Origin of the sequence: Geobacillus sp. FJAT-46040 (assembly GCF_002335725.1) — a bacterium.
Lineage (GTDB): Bacteria > Bacillota > Bacilli > Bacillales > Anoxybacillaceae > Geobacillus > Geobacillus thermoleovorans.
Map to the genome: position 1 here is coordinate 2,187,970 of NZ_NISS01000001.1, position 16,876 is coordinate 2,204,845.

Annotated in this window: 15 protein-coding genes and 2 pseudogenes; 11 read left to right on the forward strand and 6 right to left on the reverse strand. The window is 46.6% G+C overall.

Annotation, left to right across the window (positions count from 1 at the left end; genetic code table 11):
* The first annotated feature begins 94 nt into the window (after positions 1-94).
* The 5 genes and pseudogenes from pdxR to CD000_RS11600 all read left to right on the forward strand — a co-directional run.
* Positions 95-1,474: a MocR-like pyridoxine biosynthesis transcription factor PdxR gene (gene pdxR, locus CD000_RS11585; protein ID WP_096225712.1), complete on the forward strand. Its 1,380-nt coding sequence runs from the start codon at positions 95-97 to the stop codon at positions 1,472-1,474.
* A 429-nt stretch (positions 1,475-1,903) separates the two neighbouring features.
* Positions 1,904-2,629 (forward strand): ABC transporter ATP-binding protein, encoded by a 726-nt coding sequence (locus CD000_RS11590; protein ID WP_011230240.1) that lies wholly within the window; start codon positions 1,904-1,906, stop codon positions 2,627-2,629.
* Between the two features lie 13 nt (positions 2,630-2,642).
* Positions 2,643-3,290 (forward strand): hypothetical protein, encoded by a 648-nt coding sequence (locus CD000_RS11595; RefSeq protein ID WP_233130524.1) that lies wholly within the window; start codon positions 2,643-2,645, stop codon positions 3,288-3,290.
* Positions 3,190-3,414 carry a hypothetical protein gene (locus CD000_RS19185; RefSeq protein ID WP_233130511.1) on the forward strand — a complete coding sequence of 75 codons (225 nt, stop codon included), beginning with the start codon at positions 3,190-3,192 and terminating at the stop codon, positions 3,412-3,414. Before CD000_RS11595 ends, CD000_RS19185 begins: the two co-directional genes overlap by 101 nt.
* 2 nt (positions 3,415-3,416) lie before the next feature.
* A pseudogene (locus CD000_RS11600) lies at positions 3,417-3,635 on the forward strand (DUF1572 family protein); the annotation flags it as partial.
* A gap of 124 nt (positions 3,636-3,759) precedes the next feature.
* On the opposite strand, the gene CD000_RS11605 reads toward CD000_RS11600, so the two are convergent.
* Entirely contained in the window at positions 3,760-4,080 is a 321-nt protein-coding gene (locus CD000_RS11605; protein ID WP_025038928.1) for a hypothetical protein, read from the reverse strand.
* A 458-nt stretch (positions 4,081-4,538) separates the two neighbouring features.
* Between CD000_RS11605 and adhP the strand changes: the two genes are divergently transcribed.
* The 6 genes and pseudogenes from adhP to CD000_RS19195 all read left to right on the forward strand — a co-directional run.
* Positions 4,539-5,549 carry an alcohol dehydrogenase AdhP gene (adhP, locus tag CD000_RS11615; RefSeq protein WP_096225714.1) on the forward strand — a complete coding sequence of 337 codons (1,011 nt, stop codon included), beginning with the start codon at positions 4,539-4,541 and terminating at the stop codon, positions 5,547-5,549.
* A gap of 326 nt (positions 5,550-5,875) precedes the next feature.
* Complete coding sequence (gene adh / locus CD000_RS11620) at positions 5,876-7,393, forward strand: aldehyde dehydrogenase (RefSeq protein ID WP_011230233.1); 1,518 nt, start codon at positions 5,876-5,878, stop codon at positions 7,391-7,393.
* Positions 7,394-7,660: 267 nt separating this feature from the next.
* A complete protein-coding gene (locus tag CD000_RS19190) occupies positions 7,661-8,224 on the forward strand; it encodes a DUF6431 domain-containing protein (RefSeq protein WP_096225038.1) in 564 nt (187 codons plus the stop codon).
* Between the two features lie 142 nt (positions 8,225-8,366).
* Positions 8,367-9,614 carry an IS481 family transposase gene (locus tag CD000_RS11630; RefSeq protein WP_011229853.1) on the forward strand — a complete coding sequence of 416 codons (1,248 nt, stop codon included), beginning with the start codon at positions 8,367-8,369 and terminating at the stop codon, positions 9,612-9,614.
* Complete coding sequence (locus tag CD000_RS11635; RefSeq protein WP_011229854.1) at positions 9,607-10,407, forward strand: ExeA family protein; 801 nt, start codon at positions 9,607-9,609, stop codon at positions 10,405-10,407. The genes CD000_RS11630 and CD000_RS11635 overlap by 8 nt, the downstream gene beginning before the upstream one ends.
* A 195-nt stretch (positions 10,408-10,602) precedes the next feature.
* Positions 10,603-11,058 (forward strand): annotated as a pseudogene (locus CD000_RS19195) (ExeA family protein); the annotation flags it as partial.
* A 202-nt stretch (positions 11,059-11,260) separates the two neighbouring features.
* Here the strand turns inward: CD000_RS19195 and CD000_RS11650 are convergent.
* The 5 genes from CD000_RS11650 to CD000_RS11670 all read right to left on the reverse strand — a co-directional run bounded on the left by CD000_RS11650 (position 11,261) and on the right by CD000_RS11670 (position 16,652).
* A complete protein-coding gene (locus CD000_RS11650) occupies positions 11,261-12,724 on the reverse strand; it encodes a sigma-54-dependent transcriptional regulator (protein ID WP_233130433.1) in 1,464 nt (487 codons plus the stop codon).
* Between the two features lie 189 nt (positions 12,725-12,913).
* Complete coding sequence (locus CD000_RS11655) at positions 12,914-13,987, reverse strand: ABC transporter substrate-binding protein (RefSeq protein WP_096225715.1); 1,074 nt, start codon at positions 13,985-13,987, stop codon at positions 12,914-12,916.
* Positions 13,988-14,791: an ABC transporter permease gene (locus CD000_RS11660; RefSeq protein ID WP_096225716.1), complete on the reverse strand. Its 804-nt coding sequence runs from the start codon at positions 14,789-14,791 to the stop codon at positions 13,988-13,990.
* Entirely contained in the window at positions 14,788-15,597 is an 810-nt protein-coding gene (locus CD000_RS11665; RefSeq protein WP_089096929.1) for an ABC transporter permease, read from the reverse strand. The genes CD000_RS11660 and CD000_RS11665 overlap by 4 nt, the downstream gene beginning before the upstream one ends.
* On the reverse strand, positions 15,594-16,652 hold the full coding sequence (locus CD000_RS11670; RefSeq protein ID WP_096225717.1) for an ABC transporter ATP-binding protein: 1,059 nt from the start codon (positions 16,650-16,652) through the stop codon (positions 15,594-15,596). The genes CD000_RS11665 and CD000_RS11670 overlap by 4 nt, the downstream gene beginning before the upstream one ends.
* Positions 16,653-16,876 lie beyond the last annotated feature (224 nt).

Here is a 16,876-nt window from a genome sequence, read left to right on the forward strand (position 1 = left end):
CTTAACAATCGAATCTTTACGATGTATCATATAACTAAATTTGACATAGAAAAAGGGACAATAACAAAAAAATAAACATGTCAGAGGGATGGACATGAAAACGATCATTTTTGCTCTACATGACCGCTTGCCTAAATACAAACAAATCTACGAAAAGTTAAAATCGATGATTGAACAAGGCGACATCCAGGCGAATGAACCACTTCCCTCGATCCGTCAACTTGCTGAATCGTTGAATGTGAGCCGCAACACCACCTTAATGGCCTACGAACAGCTTGTTGCTGAAGGATATATTCGTGCGGAAAAACGAAAAGGGTATTTTGTCAATGAGGTGGAACCACTTTTCATTCCAAAAATCCAGGTTTCCTTGCGCCAATCGAAAAATAAACCGACATCGACTGTTGTTGTCGATTTTCGTGCTGATGCAGTCGATGCTGCTCATTTCCCTCTTAAAGCATGGAGACGAATTTCGAATCAAGTCTTTACTTCAGCACACTGCTTTCGCTATGGAGACCCGTTTGGGGAATTATGTTTGCGCGAACAAATCTCTGTCTACCTTTTGGAATCCCGTGGAGTAAATGCAGAGCCAAATGCCATTATCATCGGGAGCAGCACTCAACAAATGCTTCTCTCCCTTGGCTATATTCTAAAAGATGAATTCAACAGCGTGATCGTCGAAGACCCTGGTTATGACGGCGCCAGAGAAGCGTTTTTGTTTCACCGCTTTCAGCTGGAAACGGTGCCTGTTTCCGAAACCGTCATCGATCTTTCACCGCTCGAGAACAGGCGATCGCGGCTCATCTATGTCACCCCTTCACATCAAAGCCCGATGGGAGTCAGCATGCCGATCCAGCAACGGCACAGGCTCATTCAATGGGTGAACAACGTCGATGGCTATATTATCGAGGACGATTACGACAGCGAATTCCGTTACACGCAAAAGCCGTTTCCTGCTCTTGCTTCCATTGATTCCACAAAAGTCATTTATCTAGGCAATTTCTCAAAATCGTTTCTGCCTGGGATTCGCTTAAGCTACATGGTGTTGCCGCCGTCGCTTTTGGACCGTTATCAGCAGCGGTTTCGCCTTTTCGAGAGCACCGCGTCCATCCTTAGCCAATTGGCGATGGCCAAATTTATGGAAGAAGGGGAGTGGAGCCGCCACATTAAACGCATGCGTCTCGTGTACAAACGAAAAATGGAGCATTTAACATCACTACTGCGAAAAGCATTTGGGGATATGATCTCCATTATTGGCGAACAGTCCGGTTTATACGTGTTAATCAAAGTTCATTCCGATTGTTCAGAAGAACAGCTGCTTCAACGCGCCCTATCGTGTGGGGTAAAAGTGTATCCCACTTCGCGCTATTTTGTGAACCAACGGCCAGACCGACCCATGATCAAGCTCGGTTTTAGCGGCTTGTCGCTCGAGGATATTGAGCTTGGAGTAAAACTGCTCAAAAAAGCATGGTGTTGACGACGACTTCACGGAAAACGCCCCTCTTTTTACACAAGCTCACGGAATCCCTGTCTTGGCGTGTATTTTTGATCGGTTTCTAATGTCACGTTAATTTTAAATATTTACATTTTTTTGTTTTTTTGTATAATAAACTTAAGTTTGAAAAAGAAAGGGGAAAGAGAATATGGGTGGAAAAAATCATAGACCATTTAATATGTGGTGCAGAATTGATATAGCTATTGAACTTTCCACCAGTATTTCTACAGAGCTTTTCTATCGACTGGAAGGACATGGTTCTCTTACTGTGGTCCCTCCTATTCCAACAAGTGACGACATACTAAAACATGCTCCGTCTCAAGTCCCAGCGAGTTGGTAATAATCCTTTCGGGTGGTCCTCAAGATTTTTCAAGACCACCCTAGCTTATTAAATGGAAAGGGTAGAAAAAAATGATTGCCGTGCAAGACGTAAACAAAATCTATCCGCCAAACCGCCAAGTATTACATAATGTTTCCCTTGAACTGGTTGAAGGGGATCGACTTATTCTTTTAGGGCCGAATGGAGCCGGAAAAACTACTTTAATAAGATGCATCATCGGGCTTACTGCACCAGACAGCGGCAGCATCTATGTCAATGGAGTAGATGTTGTCCGCCATCCAGATGAAGCGCGCGAGTCGATTGCGGTCGTATTTGAAGAAGCTGACAACTCCTATTCTTATTTAACTGTTTTGGAAAATCTCTTATACTTCGGCTTGCTGAACAAATGGAGTCGTGCTGAAGCAAAACGAAGAGCCGAACGAATGATGGCCGTGTTGAATCTAACCCCATACGCTGAGCGTCTTACCCAAACCCTTTCACGTGGGATGAAACAAAAACTGGCATTTGCGATCGCCTTAATGAAAGGAGCGCCGTTTTTGTTCCTTGATGAGCCAACTCTTGGCCTTGATGTTGAGTCGCAACATCATATCCGAACCATGTTAACGGAAGAAAACCAATGGTGGAAAGCCGTTCTCATCACCACCCACGACATTCCTTTTGCCCACGCCGTTGGAAATAAGTTTGTCTTTATTCAAGGCGGAAAAATCGTTTGGAGCGGCACGAAAGAACATTTTTCAACTCCAGCCGACCTTGAAACTCATTTTTTGGCCGCTATTCGTTCCAACCTATCCGTCTAAGGAGGTGAGTCGGTTGCCCCTGCAAATCTTGAATGTAGTATTGGCTTCCTTTTTGAAAAAAAGGGCAGAGTATCGTCGGTATTGGTTCGATTTTACCGTTGGCCTTATCATTAAATTTGTCTTTTTTCTCGGTACGCTGTACGCAAGCCCGATACAAACCGGAAAGGAAGCGACGCTCAAACTGTTCGGTTTCAGCCTTTGGTACTTAAGCGCTCATTTGATCTCAAAGCTCGGCAACACGGTGATCGAGGAAGCGTATCTCGGCACGGCAGAGCAGGTACTTTCCACCAAGACTCCCCCATGGCAAGTTTTAATGGGCGTAGTGATCGCGGAAATCGCATTATCATCCGTGTGGGTAGTGCTCTTTTTCATCTGTGCGGCTTTGATGATTGGATTTTCCGAAATTCTCTCGGGAATATTATCCATGATAACGGAGATCGTCGTATTTGGCGGCGTAAGCCTAATCGGGATGACGGGAATCGGTGTGTTCATTTTAGGACCTGTCCCTTCGCTTAAAACAAGTCGGAGCCGTTACCGAGGTGCTGCTTTATTATTTATTAATCTTCTCAGGTTTTTTTCTATCTTCAAATTTATTGCCGACAGCCTTTCATATTCTCAACTACTTTTCTCCCCTTTCTTGGGCCGTGCAAGGAGTGAATGAAGGATGGCCCGTATTCTTTCCTGCTCTCGGCATCTCGCTATTATGGCTGGCCATGGGCTCATTAGTCTTGAAGCAACAATGGCATTGGGCGAGAAAAAACGGAAAAATCGGAAGCTACGTATAAAAGAGCGGACGTTATCCCTCACATTTCGCACCCTTTCGGCGAAAACGGATTTGTTGCGGACGGTCACGATCCGCGGCGAACCCCATTCCGTCATCGAAGCCATTGAGCGGCAAATGTACCATTATTCGTATCATATCGGGCAAATCGTCTATATCGCGAAACAGCTGAACGCAAACAACTGGAAAACACTGACCATACCAAGAAATCGAAAAACAACATAAGCAGCTTCTGATTCGAATGATCATGCAAACGCCATCCGCCCCTCAGAACCGTCAGTCGATAAAGGCGGATGGCTTTTTTTTGCAGCTTGGCGTTTCTCTACAATCATACCGATCTAAATCGTGGTCATCGTCTGGAAAGTTTCACAATGCCGACCAACAAACAAACCATCCCCACTCCCCACGCCAGCCCCGCCTTGCCAAGAAGGAGGGAGATTTCTTCAGATGCCTGCACATGGGTAAGATCAAACTTGATTGCTCTCAATGCAAAGTAGGCGGCAATAGAGAACAGCAGAAAATGAGCAAAAATCCAATGCCATGCGGAACGACGCGGCCGGTCCTTCCGCCAAAGAAAAACAACCGTTATGATGGCGACCAACATCACGCCGGAAAAACCACCAATGAGCAAATCCATCACATCTTCTTCCATGGGCAAGTGTTTATGCATGTTTTCGACCCCTTTCATCAAGGTGAGGTAATATTTTATACTTCTCTTTCCATTCCCCCTCTTCATTTTTCCAAATATTCAAACACTCATCACAATCATCTTCGAGCAGAGAGTTCATGCGTTATTCGGCAATAAGAAAAGGTGTCCTATCTCTTTTGGGACACTCATTTGATAAGTTCGAATTTTCGAACAAAATTGCCGAACATTTGGAGAAAATGGACGAAATCTTGGCACGCTTCCCCTATCAAATCTCTTTAGGAGCTGTTGAAGCATGTTTATTTCTTCCAACCGTTTATTCGCAAATTCTGAGGAAGTCGACTTTTCAAATTGAGAACTTGCTTGTTTTAAATGTTCTTTTACTTTATCACCACCCCCTCTTCTTCACCATTATTACTTGGCACGATTTTTGCGTTTCATAGTAGGCGAAACCAAAAAACTTTATAAGGAGATGGTGAGAAATGAAAGCCGCCGTTGTTCACAAATTCAAGCAAAAACTTCAAATTGAAGAAGTGGAGAAACCAAAACTAGGATATGGCGAAGTGCTTGTGAAAATTGAAGCTTGTGGCGTCTGCCATACCGATTTGCATGCGGCTCATGGGGATTGGCCGGTAAAACCGAAACTTCCACTTATTCCTGGTCATGAAGGGGTAGGAATTGTTGTTGAGATCGGTGAGGGAGTGAAATCAATCCAAATTGGCGACCGTGTTGGCATTCCATGGTTATACTCAGCATGCGGTGAATGTGAATATTGTTTAAGCGGTCAAGAAACACTTTGTCCACATCAATTAAACGGTGGATACTCTGTCGATGGCAGTTATGCAGAATATTGCAAAGCCCCGGCCAATTATGTCGCACGAATTCCTAAAAACCTCGATCCCGTACAAGTTGCTCCTATTCTTTGTGCTGGGGTCACAACGTATAAAGCATTAAAAGTTTCAAATGCCAAGCCTGGCGAATGGGTCGCTATTTATGGAATCGGGGGATTGGGCCATATTGCTCTTCAATATGCCAAGGCAATGGGATTAAATGTTGTTGCTGTTGATATCAGTGATGAAAAGGCAGAACTTGCGGCAAAGTTGGGTGCTGATATTACGATCAATGGATTGCAAGAAGACCCTGTAGCAGCCATTCGTGAAAAAGTAGGCGGAGTACAAGCGGCTATTAGCGTTGCTGTAACGAAAAAAGCGTTCGAACAAGCTTATCAATCCGTGCGACGCGGCGGCTGCCTTGTCATAGTTGGACTGCCTCACGATGAACTGCCGATTCCTATTTTTGACACTGTATTAAATGGAGTTACGATAAAAGGTTCGATCGTCGGTACACGAAAAGATATGCAAGAAGCTCTAGATTTCGCCGCACGCGGAAAAGTTCGCCCTATTGTGGAAGCGGTACCATTAGAAAAAGTTAACGAAGTATTTGAACGGATGGAAAAAGGTCAAATCAATGGCCGCGTTGTTTTAACAATGTAACACAAAGCAGCAGAAGAACAACCCTAAATTTCCTAGAGGAACGATGGAAAATAGCGATTTTTTCGGCATTGTCTGTTTTTGGTTTAGGAGTGGATTGATATCATAAGGTTTCCCATTTTGAGAAATCGACCTGTTCCACCACAACGCCTATCATCTGCTTTCTAGAAAACATTACGGTGCCTATTATATCAAGCTCTTAGGGGACAATTCCCCCTCCCCTAAGAGCAGCTACTTTATAAGACGCAATGGCCATAAGAGTATATCTGAATGGAAAATAGCTTAATTTAAACATCTTTCTGAAACTTTATGACACAAGGAGGATGCAAATGATTTACAGCAAACCAGGCGAAAAAGATGCAAAAGTTCAATTCAAAACAAGATACGATAACTATATTAACGGAGAATGGATACCGCCTATTTCGGGTCGATATTTCCAAAATATTACACCCATAACAGGAGAAGTATTTTGTGAAGTAGCACGCTCGCAGGCTGAGGATATTGAATTGGCGTTAGATGCAGCACACGCGGCAAAAGAAGCTTGGGGAAAAACATCACCGGCTGACAGAGCGTTGATTTTAAATAAAATCGCTGATCGAATGGAAGAAAACTTAGAAATGTTAGCGGTTGCCGAAACATGGGATAACGGCAAACCAATCCGTGAAACATTAAACGCTGACCTTCCTTTAGCCATCGATCATTTTCGTTATTTCGCTGGAGCCATACGCGCTCAAGAAGGAACAATCAGCCAAATTGACGACGATACGATCGCGTACCATTTTTATGAACCACTCGGCGTTGTCGGGCAAATTATCCCATGGAATTTTCCATTATTGATGGCAGCATGGAAAATTGCTCCTGCGCTTGCTGCCGGAAACTGCATTGTGCTAAAACCAGCTGAACAAACTCCAGCATCGATTATGGTGCTTATGGAGTTGATTGGTGATCTGTTGCCGCCTGGAGTGCTCAATGTTGTCAACGGGTTCGGATTAGAAGCTGGCAAACCATTAGCTTCTAGTCCACGTATCGCCAAAATCGCATTTACCGGTGAAACAACGACAGGGCGGCTGATTATGCAGTACGCTTCACAAAATATTATTCCTGTTACACTGGAATTGGGCGGCAAATCCCCAAACATCTTCTTTCCTGATGTAATGGAAAAAGACGATGACTTTTTAGATAAAGCGATTGAAGGATTTGTCATGTTCGCTTTAAACCAGGGCGAGGTTTGTACGTGCCCTTCTCGTGCTCTCATCCATGAGTCCATTTATGACGAATTTATGGAGCGCGCTCTTGAACGCGTGAAAAAGATTCGAACAGGAAATCCACTTGATACAAGCACAATGATGGGAGCACAAGCTTCAGCAGAACAAATGGAAAAAATTCTTGCATACATTGATATTGGAAAACAAGAGGGCGCCGAATGCCTAATTGGCGGCGAAAAAAACATAATCCCTGGATTCGAAAACGGGTATTATATCAAGCCAACCGTATTTAAAGGACATAATAAAATGCGTATTTTCCAAGAAGAAATTTTCGGTCCAGTAGTCTCAGTGACAACATTTAAAGATGAACAGGAAGCTTTGGAGATCGCTAATGATACGTTGTACGGCCTTGGTGCCGGGGTATGGACGAGAAACATCAACTTGGCTTACCGTTTCGGAAGAGGCATTCAGGCAGGAAGAGTTTGGACAAATTGCTACCATGCTTATCCGGCCCATGCTGCTTTTGGAGGATATAAACAATCTGGGATCGGCCGTGAAACCCATCATATGATGTTAGCGCACTATCAACAAACGAAAAATTTACTCGTTAGCTACAATCCAAAACCATTAGGATTTTTCTGATCAATCAAGCAACAAAAAGCTGATCCGAAAGTCGTTTACGCTTTTGGATCAGCTCCTTTTTCTTTTAATAAATATCTCAATGTTCGTACGCTGATATTTAATCGCTCTGCTGCTTTGTAAATTATCACTTTATTTCCGCACAAAAAAGACTCTTTTTTGCACATTCCTTCGGAATATCCCTCTCCCCCTTTCCGAAAGAATGTGCTAAATTTTTTGTGAATTATTTCGGAATGGGACATGGGTGATTTCCAGAGGGGGGACGAGGACGTGATTCGGTTTCATGACTTTCAGGTCGATGTCCAGACATATGCCCAGCGGGGAAAACAAAACGACTTTCCCCTTCTTAAGCGGTGCCCTCATTGCCAGGCAAAACGCCCTCTTTATCGCCATGGGTACTACGAACGAAATGCCGTGACGTCGCATCAGTCTTATCGCATTTGGATCGCTCGGTATCGCTGCCCGGAGTGCAGGAGGACGGTGGCCGTGTTGCCTTCATTTCTTCTCCCTTATTTTCAGTATACGTTGCCCACCATATGGAGAGTGGTGAAAGAACGGTTGGGCCTGACTCCGAAACGGGGGATGGAGGAGGCTCCACTCCTTCCTACGGATGAAGGGGTTTTATTTTATGTCCGACGTTTATTCCGAAATTTGAACCACCTTCATTGGTTTTTTGCGGAGCGCTGGAGAAAAATTGGTCCTGCCATCGCCCAAGTGAGAGAACGAGCCCTATGGTGGATCCAGACGATGGAGGAGATCGGCCTCTTTTTCGTCATCCAAGAGATATGGGAGCACCGATCGACGCATCTTTTTGCACGTACATTCAGTTCCTGATTTTACTTATATCCCCTTATATGGAATCATTTATAGATTCCACAAACCTTTCCTCTCGACGGTCGGGGGAATGATCCGATAGGATAGAGACAGGATGGACCGATAAGGTCCTAGAATGGGATGAACGAAGGAGGAGATCGAAATGAATGAGTCGATGAGACAGGAGATCGCTTTATTTCGGTATGGATTGATCGCTCCATTGGTGAATGGACAAGTCGATCCAAAAACGTACTTGAAGGAAGTAGCGGAACGGATCCATCAAGTTCCCCACCATGGAGAGAAACGCATCGCCGCCAAAACGATCCTCGACTGGTGCACGCAGTACAAAAAAGGGGGCTTTGAGGCGCTGAAGCCGAAACGACGGTCGGACCGTGGCCATTCCCGGAGGCTGTCACCTGAAGAAGAGGATCACATTTTAGCCCTGAGAAAAAAACACCCCCACATGCCCGTGACGGTGTTTTACCAACACCTTATCGAGCAGGGGGAAATCCAATCCATCTCTTATTTCACTATATACCGACTTTTAAAAAAATACAACCTCGTGGGGAAAGAAATTTTACCGATTCCTGAACGAAAACGATTCGCGTACGATCAGGTCAATGAGCTCTGGCAAGGTGATTTGTCCCATGGCCCGTTGATTCGCGTGAATGGCAAAACGCAAAAAACGTTTTTGATTGCCTATATCGATGACTGCTCGCGGGTCGTGCCGTACGCTCAGTTTTTCTCTTCCGAGAAATTTGACGGGTTGCGGATCGTAACCAAGGAAGCGCTGCTTCGATACGGAAAGCCGAAGCGAATTTACTCGGATAACGGCAAGATTTATCGGGCGGAACCCTTGCAGTACGCCTGCGCGGAGTTAGGGATCACCTTGATCCATACCCAGCCGTACGATCCGCAAAGCAAAGGGAAAATCGAACGATTTTTCCGCACCGTACAGACGCGGTTTTACCCGTTGCTCGAAATGAATTCACCGAAGTCGCTCGAAGAGCTAAACGAGCGATTTTGGAAGTGGTTGGAGGAAGATTACCATCGAAAACCGCATGCCTCGTTGAACGGGAAGACGCCACATGAAGTGTTTCAATCGCAAGTCCATTTGGTGTCGTTCGTCGAGGATTCGGATTGGCTCGACTCGATCTTTTTGAAACGCGAATACCGTAAAGTGAAGGCCGATGGTACGGTCACGTTGAACAAGCAGCTGTATGAAGTTCCGCCCCGGTTCATCGGACAATCGATCGAACTCCGTTATGATGAACAAGGCGTGTATGTGTACGAAGACGGTCAACGGGTCGCCGAAGCGGTCCTTGTTCGCTTCGAGGACAATGCCTATGTGAAACGCCATCGGTCACCGTTTGCGGCGGTTCCGGTAGAGGGAGGCGAAAACGATGTATAAAACGTTTTATTCCCTTTCCCGAGAGCCGTTTTCGAAGGAGACGAATCCACCAGAGGCTTATCAAGGGGCCTCGTATCAAGAGGCCCTCGCCGCTTTGGACTACGTGAAACGAACAAGAGGGATCGGGCTATTGATCGGTGAACCAGGGGCCGGCAAGACATTCGCCCTTCGGGCGTTTAAGGAATCCCTGAATCCGTCACTGTATCACGTCGTTTATTTTCCATTGTCAACGGGAAGCGTGATGGACTTTTATCGCGGCCTTGCCTTCGGGCTCGGGGAAGAGCCGAAATACCGCAAGGTCGACTTGTTTTATCAAATCCAACAAGGGATCGAGCGCTTGTATCATGAACAACGGGTAACGTCAGTGTTCATCCTCGATGAAATGCATTTAGCGAAGGATGCCTTTCTGCAGGATATCGCGATCCTGTTCAACTTTCACATGGACTCAACAAATCCGTTTGTCTTGATTTTGGCGGGGCTGCCCCATTTACAGGCAAAACTACGGTTGAATCAACACCGTCCGCTTCACCAACGAATCATCATGCGATACCAGATGGGGCCTCTTGATAAGGAAGAAGTGGTAGGATATATCGAACACCGCCTGAAACAGGCGGGGGCGAAACACCCGATTTTTACCCCAGCTGCCTTAGAAGCGATCGCCCTGCAGTCGCAGGGGTGGCCGCGGATCATCAACAACCTCGCCACCACTTGCCTGTTATACGGCGCTCAATTAAAAAAACATATGATTGACGAAGACATTGTGCGTATGGCAGCCGAAGAAATGGGGTACTGACACAGCAGGGGCTGATCGGCCCCTGTTATGTTTCATCCCGATCCATCCTCATTCTAGTTAATCATCCGAAATAATGTGCAAATGTTCGGAAATAATCTGCAAAACCTGGAATAATTCGCAAAGATTTTGCACATTATTTCCGAATCCGTCCGAAATAATTTGAAAAAGGGATTCTGAAATAATGTGCTAATTTACATGTATCATGAACGGCGGATCACGCCGGTGTTCATTTTGGACGAGATGCATTTAGCGAAGGATGCATTTTTACAGGACATCGCGATCTTGTTCAACTTTGAGATGGATTCGACCAACCCATTTGTCTTGATTTTGGCCGGGCTGCCCCATTTACAGGGGAAGCTGCGGCTCAATCAGCACCACCCTCTCGACCAACGGATCATCATGCGATACCGGATGGGGCCGCTGGAGAGGGAAGAGGTGGCGGGCTACATCGAGCATCGGATGAAACAGGCCGGGGCGAAGCATCCGATCTTCACCCCATCGGCGTTAGAGGCGATTGCCCTGCAGTCGCGGGGATGGCCTCGGGTGATCAACACGTTGGCCACGACGTGCCTGTTATACGGGTATCAGCTGAAAAAGGACGCCATTGACGAAGAAATGGTGCGCATGGCCGCAGAGGAAATGGGGTATTAGCACGAAAGGGGCCGAATCGGCCTCTTTTGTGCTTTCTCTTTTCCATCGGTCCATCAGGCGCGCTGGAAATCTTCATCTGAAAGAGCGTGCAAACGTTCCGAAAGAATGTGCAAAATCCGGAACAATCCGCAAAAATTTTGCACATTATTTCAGAATCCATCTGAAATAATTTGAAAAAGTGATTCTGAAATAATGTGCTAATTTACACTTGTTCTTTACGATTTCCTAACGTTTCTTTTAACATTTTCATTACAAAAGATCGGCCGATTTTAGTTTCTAGTTCTTTCACTGAAGATATTACTTGTTCAAGATCTAATCGATCACTGTTTTTCCATAGTGCTAGCACACCATTCATCCATTTTTGCAAATAAGCTTCTAAGTCTTCTACTTCATCTTTTGTACTTCGCTTGTTATTCGACACTTGCCCTAAATGCAACGGAACCTTAAGCTTCTCCGGCAAATAATCAACGGTGATCACCTCTGTTTCTCCTTCCGCTAGAGTTATCGCCCTTTTAACAACATTATACAATTCTCTCACATTCCCCGGCCAATGATACTGTTTCATACGGGAAATACAGTCCTCTGAAAACGATAGAGGTGTATTTAGTTTTTTTAAAAAATAATCAATCAAAATTGGAAGATCTTCGAGCCGCTCTCGAAGCGGAGGAATGGTAAGTTTCACAACATCTAATCTATATAATAAATCCTCTCTAAACGTCTTCTCCTCGACCGCTTTTGCCAGATTGACATGCGAAGCAGCAATAATGCGTGTATTCGTTTTGCGGATCGTTTCACCCCCGACGCGAATATACTCCCCTGTTTCTAGCACTCTTAACAGTTTTACTTGCGTCGCGAGAGACGCTTCTCCAATTTCATCTAAAAATAACGTGCCACGGTTAGCAATTTCAAAAATCCCCTTTTTCTCCTTTACCGCTCCTGTGAACGCTCCTTTTTCATGTCCAAACAATTCGCTTTCTAACAGTGTTTCCGAAACAGCGCCACAATTCACCCCAATAAAAGGCTGGTCATAGCGCATGCTCGCGTTGTGGATAAAATGAGCGAGCACTTCTTTTCCAGTCCCCGTCTCTCCTTCAATCAACACGTTCACATTTTTTTTCGCAATTTTATAAGCCAATTTAAGCAAATCATTCATCTCTTTATTTGTTCCAACAATGAAACCGAGCGTCTCAGCCAGCTTATACATATCATCTTGGGATGAAAGAGGACCATCACTTAATAATTCATCGATTAATCGCTCTAACTGTTCAATATCGTCAAACGGCTTTTCAATATAGTCGTTTGCTCCATGTTTAATCGCTTCAACCGCTGTCTTTACTGTGCTATAGCCTGTCATTACAACAGCTTTACAAGAAGGACATGAGCGTTTTAACTGTTTTAATAAATTTAAACCATTTGCATCTGGAAGTTTCACATCGATGAAAGCAAGATCAAACTTGTATTGTTGAATCAACTGAAAAAAATCTTCCCCACTAAATCCAAGCTTAACCTTGTTCATGACAACATCGAGCCAACCAGCTTCCGTAACACCTGGATCGCTGACAATCAACACATTTGTCGCACCAAGCCTTAGACAACTTTCCCCTACTTGATGAATGGAACCGTTACCAAAAATCACTTCGGGCATCACGAACTTATGAATGTTCATCCTCGTGCCCCCTTATTGGCCATCTGCATTTTATTGCTCAACAACCTTATGTTTTAAGCACTCATTCGACATCTCGGATGAGAAATCCTCCTGATTTTCTGCAGGAGAAGGAGAAATGAGAAAGCGAGCGCCAACCCTCGTGAATGAAGGCGTACGCTCGCTTCGCCGATAGAACGCTGCTTCGTTTGTTTATTTTTGCTGCATCTTAAACTGCAAAAACAGCTCGTTGTAGTAGGCGAGCATGTGTTTTCCTAAGTTTTCGTACACTTCGAGATGCCCTGCTGAATCCAAATCGGGGTAAAAGCGCCGATCGCCCGCGATGTCTTTTGGCAAATAGCGAAGCGCCGCGCGATTCGGCGTCGAATAGCCGACATACTCGGCGTTTTGCGCCGCGTGTTTCGGGTCGAGCATAAAATTGATAAACGCGTGCGCTCCTTCGATGTTTTTCGCTGTTTTCGGAATGACCATGTTGTCAAACCATAGGTTGGATCCTTCTTTCGGCACGACATAGTCGAGCTTGTCGTTTTCGGCGATGATTTCCGCCGCGTCGCCCGACCAAACGACGCCAATGGCCGCTTCTTCATTCGCGAGAAGCAGCTTGATCTCATCGCCGACAATCGCCTTCACATTCGGCATGAGTCGATCGAGTTTCCGCTTTGCTTCTTGCAAATGGGCTTTGTTCGTGTCATTGAGGGAATAGCCGAGGCTGTTTAACGCCATGCCCATTACTTCGCGCGCTCCGTCGACAAGCAAAATTTGGTTTCGCAAACTCGGATCCCATAAGTCGTTCCAGCTCGTAATCCTCTTGCCACCGAGCATGTCGCGGTTGTAGACGATGCCGACCGTCCCCCAAAAATACGGCACCGAATACCGGTTGTGCGGATCAAACGACAAGTTGAGGAACCGCGGTTCGATATATTGTAAATTCGGCAGCTTGTCGTGATCGAGCGGCAACAGCAAGTTTTCCTCGATCATTTTGCTGATGGCGTAATCGGACGGAACGGCGACGTCAAACGTTGCCCCGCCTTGGGCGATTTTCGCCATCATCGCCTCATTGGAATCAAACGTTTGGTAAATCACTTTCCACCCTGTCTCTTTTTCAAATTCGCGAACGAGCGCGGGGTCAATGTAATCGCCCCAGTTGTAGACCGTCACCGTTTTGCCTCCGCCGTACCCTTCCGCTTCGTTCAACCGGTGGGTGATGAACATGAGGACGAACGCCGCGATGAACACGGCCGCAAACCCTTGGACAAGCCGTTTCACCTACTTTCGCCCCCCTATCCCGTACATTCGGCCGCCTTTTTGGCTGAGCACATAATAACCGATGACAAGCAGCATCGTAAATAAAAATAGCAGCGTCGACAGCGCATTGATCGATAAGGAAATGCCCTGGCGCGCCCGCGAATAAATTTCCACCGACAGCGTCGAGAACCCATTTCCCGTGACAAAAAACGTCACGGCAAAGTCATCGAGCGAATACGTGAGCGCCATGAAAAAGCCCGCCCATATGCTCGGAGCCAAAAACGGCAGCACCACACCGGACAGCACTTGCCAATGACTGGCTCCTAAATCTCTAGCCGCATCAATCAGCGTCGGGCTCATTTCCTCGAGTTTCGGCAGCACCATTAACACGACAATCGGCACGCTAAAAGCAATGTGAGACAACAGCACGGATGTAAACCCAAGCTTGATGCCAGCGATTGTAAACAGCAACAAAAACGAAGCGCCGATGATGACATCCGGACTGACGATCAACACGTTGTTGAGAGCAAGAAGGGCGTTTTTCGTCCGCTGTCGCTTGACATAGTAAATGGCGAGCGCCCCGATGACCCCAAGTATCGTCGCGACCGCCGCCGACAGCAGCGCAATGACGATTGTATTCAAAACGATGATGAGCAAGCGGTCGTCGGACAGCACGTCGCGGTACCATTTAAACGTGAACGATTGAAAATCGTGCATCGCCCCGCCGCTGTTGAACGAATAATACATCAAATACACAATCGGCGTATACATCACGGCAAACACGACTAACAAGTACACACGTCCCCACCAATGCGTCCGTTTCATCGGCTTCCCTCTTTCCTTCCGGTTCCTGTCAGGACAACGATGACCGCCATCGCGATCATTAACACAACAGCGATCGTCGCCCCCATCCCCCAGTTTTGGGTGACGAGGAAGTGCTGCTCAATGGCCGTGCCGAGCGTAATGACGCGGTTGCCCGCAATGAGGCGCGTAATCATAAACAGCGACAACGCCGGGATAAACACCGCCTGGCAGCCGGCCTTCACCCCGCCAAGCGTGAGCGGGAAGACGACGCGGCGGAACGTCGTCCAAGCCGAAGCGCCCAAATCGCGGGCGGCATCGACAAGCGATGGCGGCAGCTCCTCCAGCGCGTTGAAAATCGGCAGCACCATAAACGGAATAAAAATGTACACCGACACAAAGACAAAACTGAAATCGGTGAACAACAGCTGCCGCGGCCCGACGCCCAGCGCTTTCAACAAAGCGTTGGCCAGCCCGTACGTGCCGAACAGCCCTAAAAACGCATACACCTTCAGCAGCAAATTCACCCACATCGGCAAAATAAGCAACAACAGCCATAGCTGCTTGTGCCGCGTCTTCGTCAGCCAATAGGCGGTCGGATAGCCGATGAGCAGCGACACAAGCGTGATTAAAAACGCATACCAAAACGAATACGCCATCATTTTCAAATAAATGGGCGTCCACACGGATTTGTAGTTGGACAACGTCCAATGGCCGTCAAGATCCAAAAACGATTCATACACCAAAAAGACAATCGGGGCCACGACAAACAGCACAAGCCAAATGCCATAAGGGATTAAATACCAGTTCCGCCACGCCCGTTCCGTCATGCGTCCTCATCCTCCTTTTCGAGTCGCATGACGTGAATCGCTTCCGGTTCAAAACGAAGGCCGACCGTTTCCCCGACTTCGGCCTTTTTCGTCGAATGGACAAGCCATTCGTTGCCGTTTTCGTCATAGCCGCAAATTTCATAATGGACACCGCGGAATAAGAGCGAATCGACGCGGATGACGATCTGCCCGTCTTCCGGCGCCGCGAGCTCCAAATCTTCCGGGCGGATGACGACATCGACCGGTTCGTTTGGCGCGAAGCCGCGGTCAACACACGCAAACTGTTTGCCGGCAAATTCGACGAGGAAATCGTCGATCATGCGCCCTGACAAAATGTTCGATTCGCCAATGAAATCGGCGACGAATCGATTGACAGGCTCATCGTAAATGTCTTTCGGCGTCCCAAACTGCTGAATTTTTCCTTTATTCAGAACAAAAATGTAATCGGACATCGCCAATGCTTCTTCTTGATCATGCGTGACAAAAATGAACGTAATCCCTAAGCGGCGCTGCAGTTCGCGAAGTTCGTACTGCATTTCCGTGCGCAGCTTCAAATCCAAGGCCGACAGCGGCTCATCCAAGAGCAAAACTTCTGGCTCATTCACAATCGCCCGCGCAATCGCGACGCGCTGGCGCTGACCGCCGGACATTTCTTGAATGCGGCGGCGCTCATAGCCTTCCAAGTTGACAAACCGAAGCGCTTCCCTCACTTTCTCGCGAATGTCGGTTTCTTTCATCTTTTTCACGCGCAAACCAAACGCAACGTTTTCAAACACATCGAGATGAGGGAACAATGCATAGTCTTGAAAAACAGTGTTGACTTGCCGCTTGTTCGGCGGGACGTTTTGAATCGGCTTTCCGTGGAAATAAATCGTTCCTTCCGTCGGCTCGATAAACCCGGCAATCAGCCGCAAAATCGTTGTCTTCCCACAACCCGACGGTCCAAGCAGCGTATAAAACTTCCCGCGCTCCATCGCAAAACTGACATCATCCAGTACGGCTGCGCCGTCGTATTCCTTCGTCACTCGCTCGAAGCGGATGATTTCTCCGTTCACTTTCAGCCCCCCATCTTCTTGATGTTCACTATTCCTAATTAGAACATAGGAGAGTAGAAAGTGCAACGGAAAAATATGCTTTCCGCCATGTCGGCGACTAAAAAACAAAAAGCGGCTGACTATTCCGCAGAACAGCTTCCAATTTTGCCCGCAATGCGGAAATCAGCTGTCTCATTGATCGTTTTTTTCAAATTTCCTTGCTTCACCGTATTGAATAATTTCGA

Excerpts from the sequence above, each read along its gene's own strand:
- CD000_RS11665 (WP_089096929.1), bottom strand. The coding sequence starts at position 15,597 with ATGACGGAACGGGCGTGGCGGAACTGGTATTTAATCCCTTATGGCATT.
- CD000_RS11650 (WP_233130433.1), bottom strand. The coding sequence starts at position 12,724 with ATGAACATTCATAAGTTCGTGATGCCCGAAGTGATTTTTGGTAACGGT.
- CD000_RS11635 (WP_011229854.1), top strand. The coding sequence starts at position 9,607 with ATGTATAAAACGTTTTATTCCCTTTCCCGAGAGCCGTTTTCGAAGGAG.
- CD000_RS11590 (WP_011230240.1), top strand. The coding sequence starts at position 1,904 with ATGATTGCCGTGCAAGACGTAAACAAAATCTATCCGCCAAACCGCCAA.
- adhP (WP_096225714.1), top strand. The coding sequence starts at position 4,539 with ATGAAAGCCGCCGTTGTTCACAAATTCAAGCAAAAACTTCAAATTGAA.
- CD000_RS11605 (WP_025038928.1), bottom strand. The coding sequence starts at position 4,080 with ATGCATAAACACTTGCCCATGGAAGAAGATGTGATGGATTTGCTCATT.
- CD000_RS11660 (WP_096225716.1), bottom strand. The coding sequence starts at position 14,791 with ATGAAACGGACGCATTGGTGGGGACGTGTGTACTTGTTAGTCGTGTTT.
- pdxR (WP_096225712.1), top strand. The coding sequence starts at position 95 with ATGAAAACGATCATTTTTGCTCTACATGACCGCTTGCCTAAATACAAA.
- CD000_RS11630 (WP_011229853.1), top strand. The coding sequence starts at position 8,367 with ATGAATGAGTCGATGAGACAGGAGATCGCTTTATTTCGGTATGGATTG.
- adh (WP_011230233.1), top strand. The coding sequence starts at position 5,876 with ATGATTTACAGCAAACCAGGCGAAAAAGATGCAAAAGTTCAATTCAAA.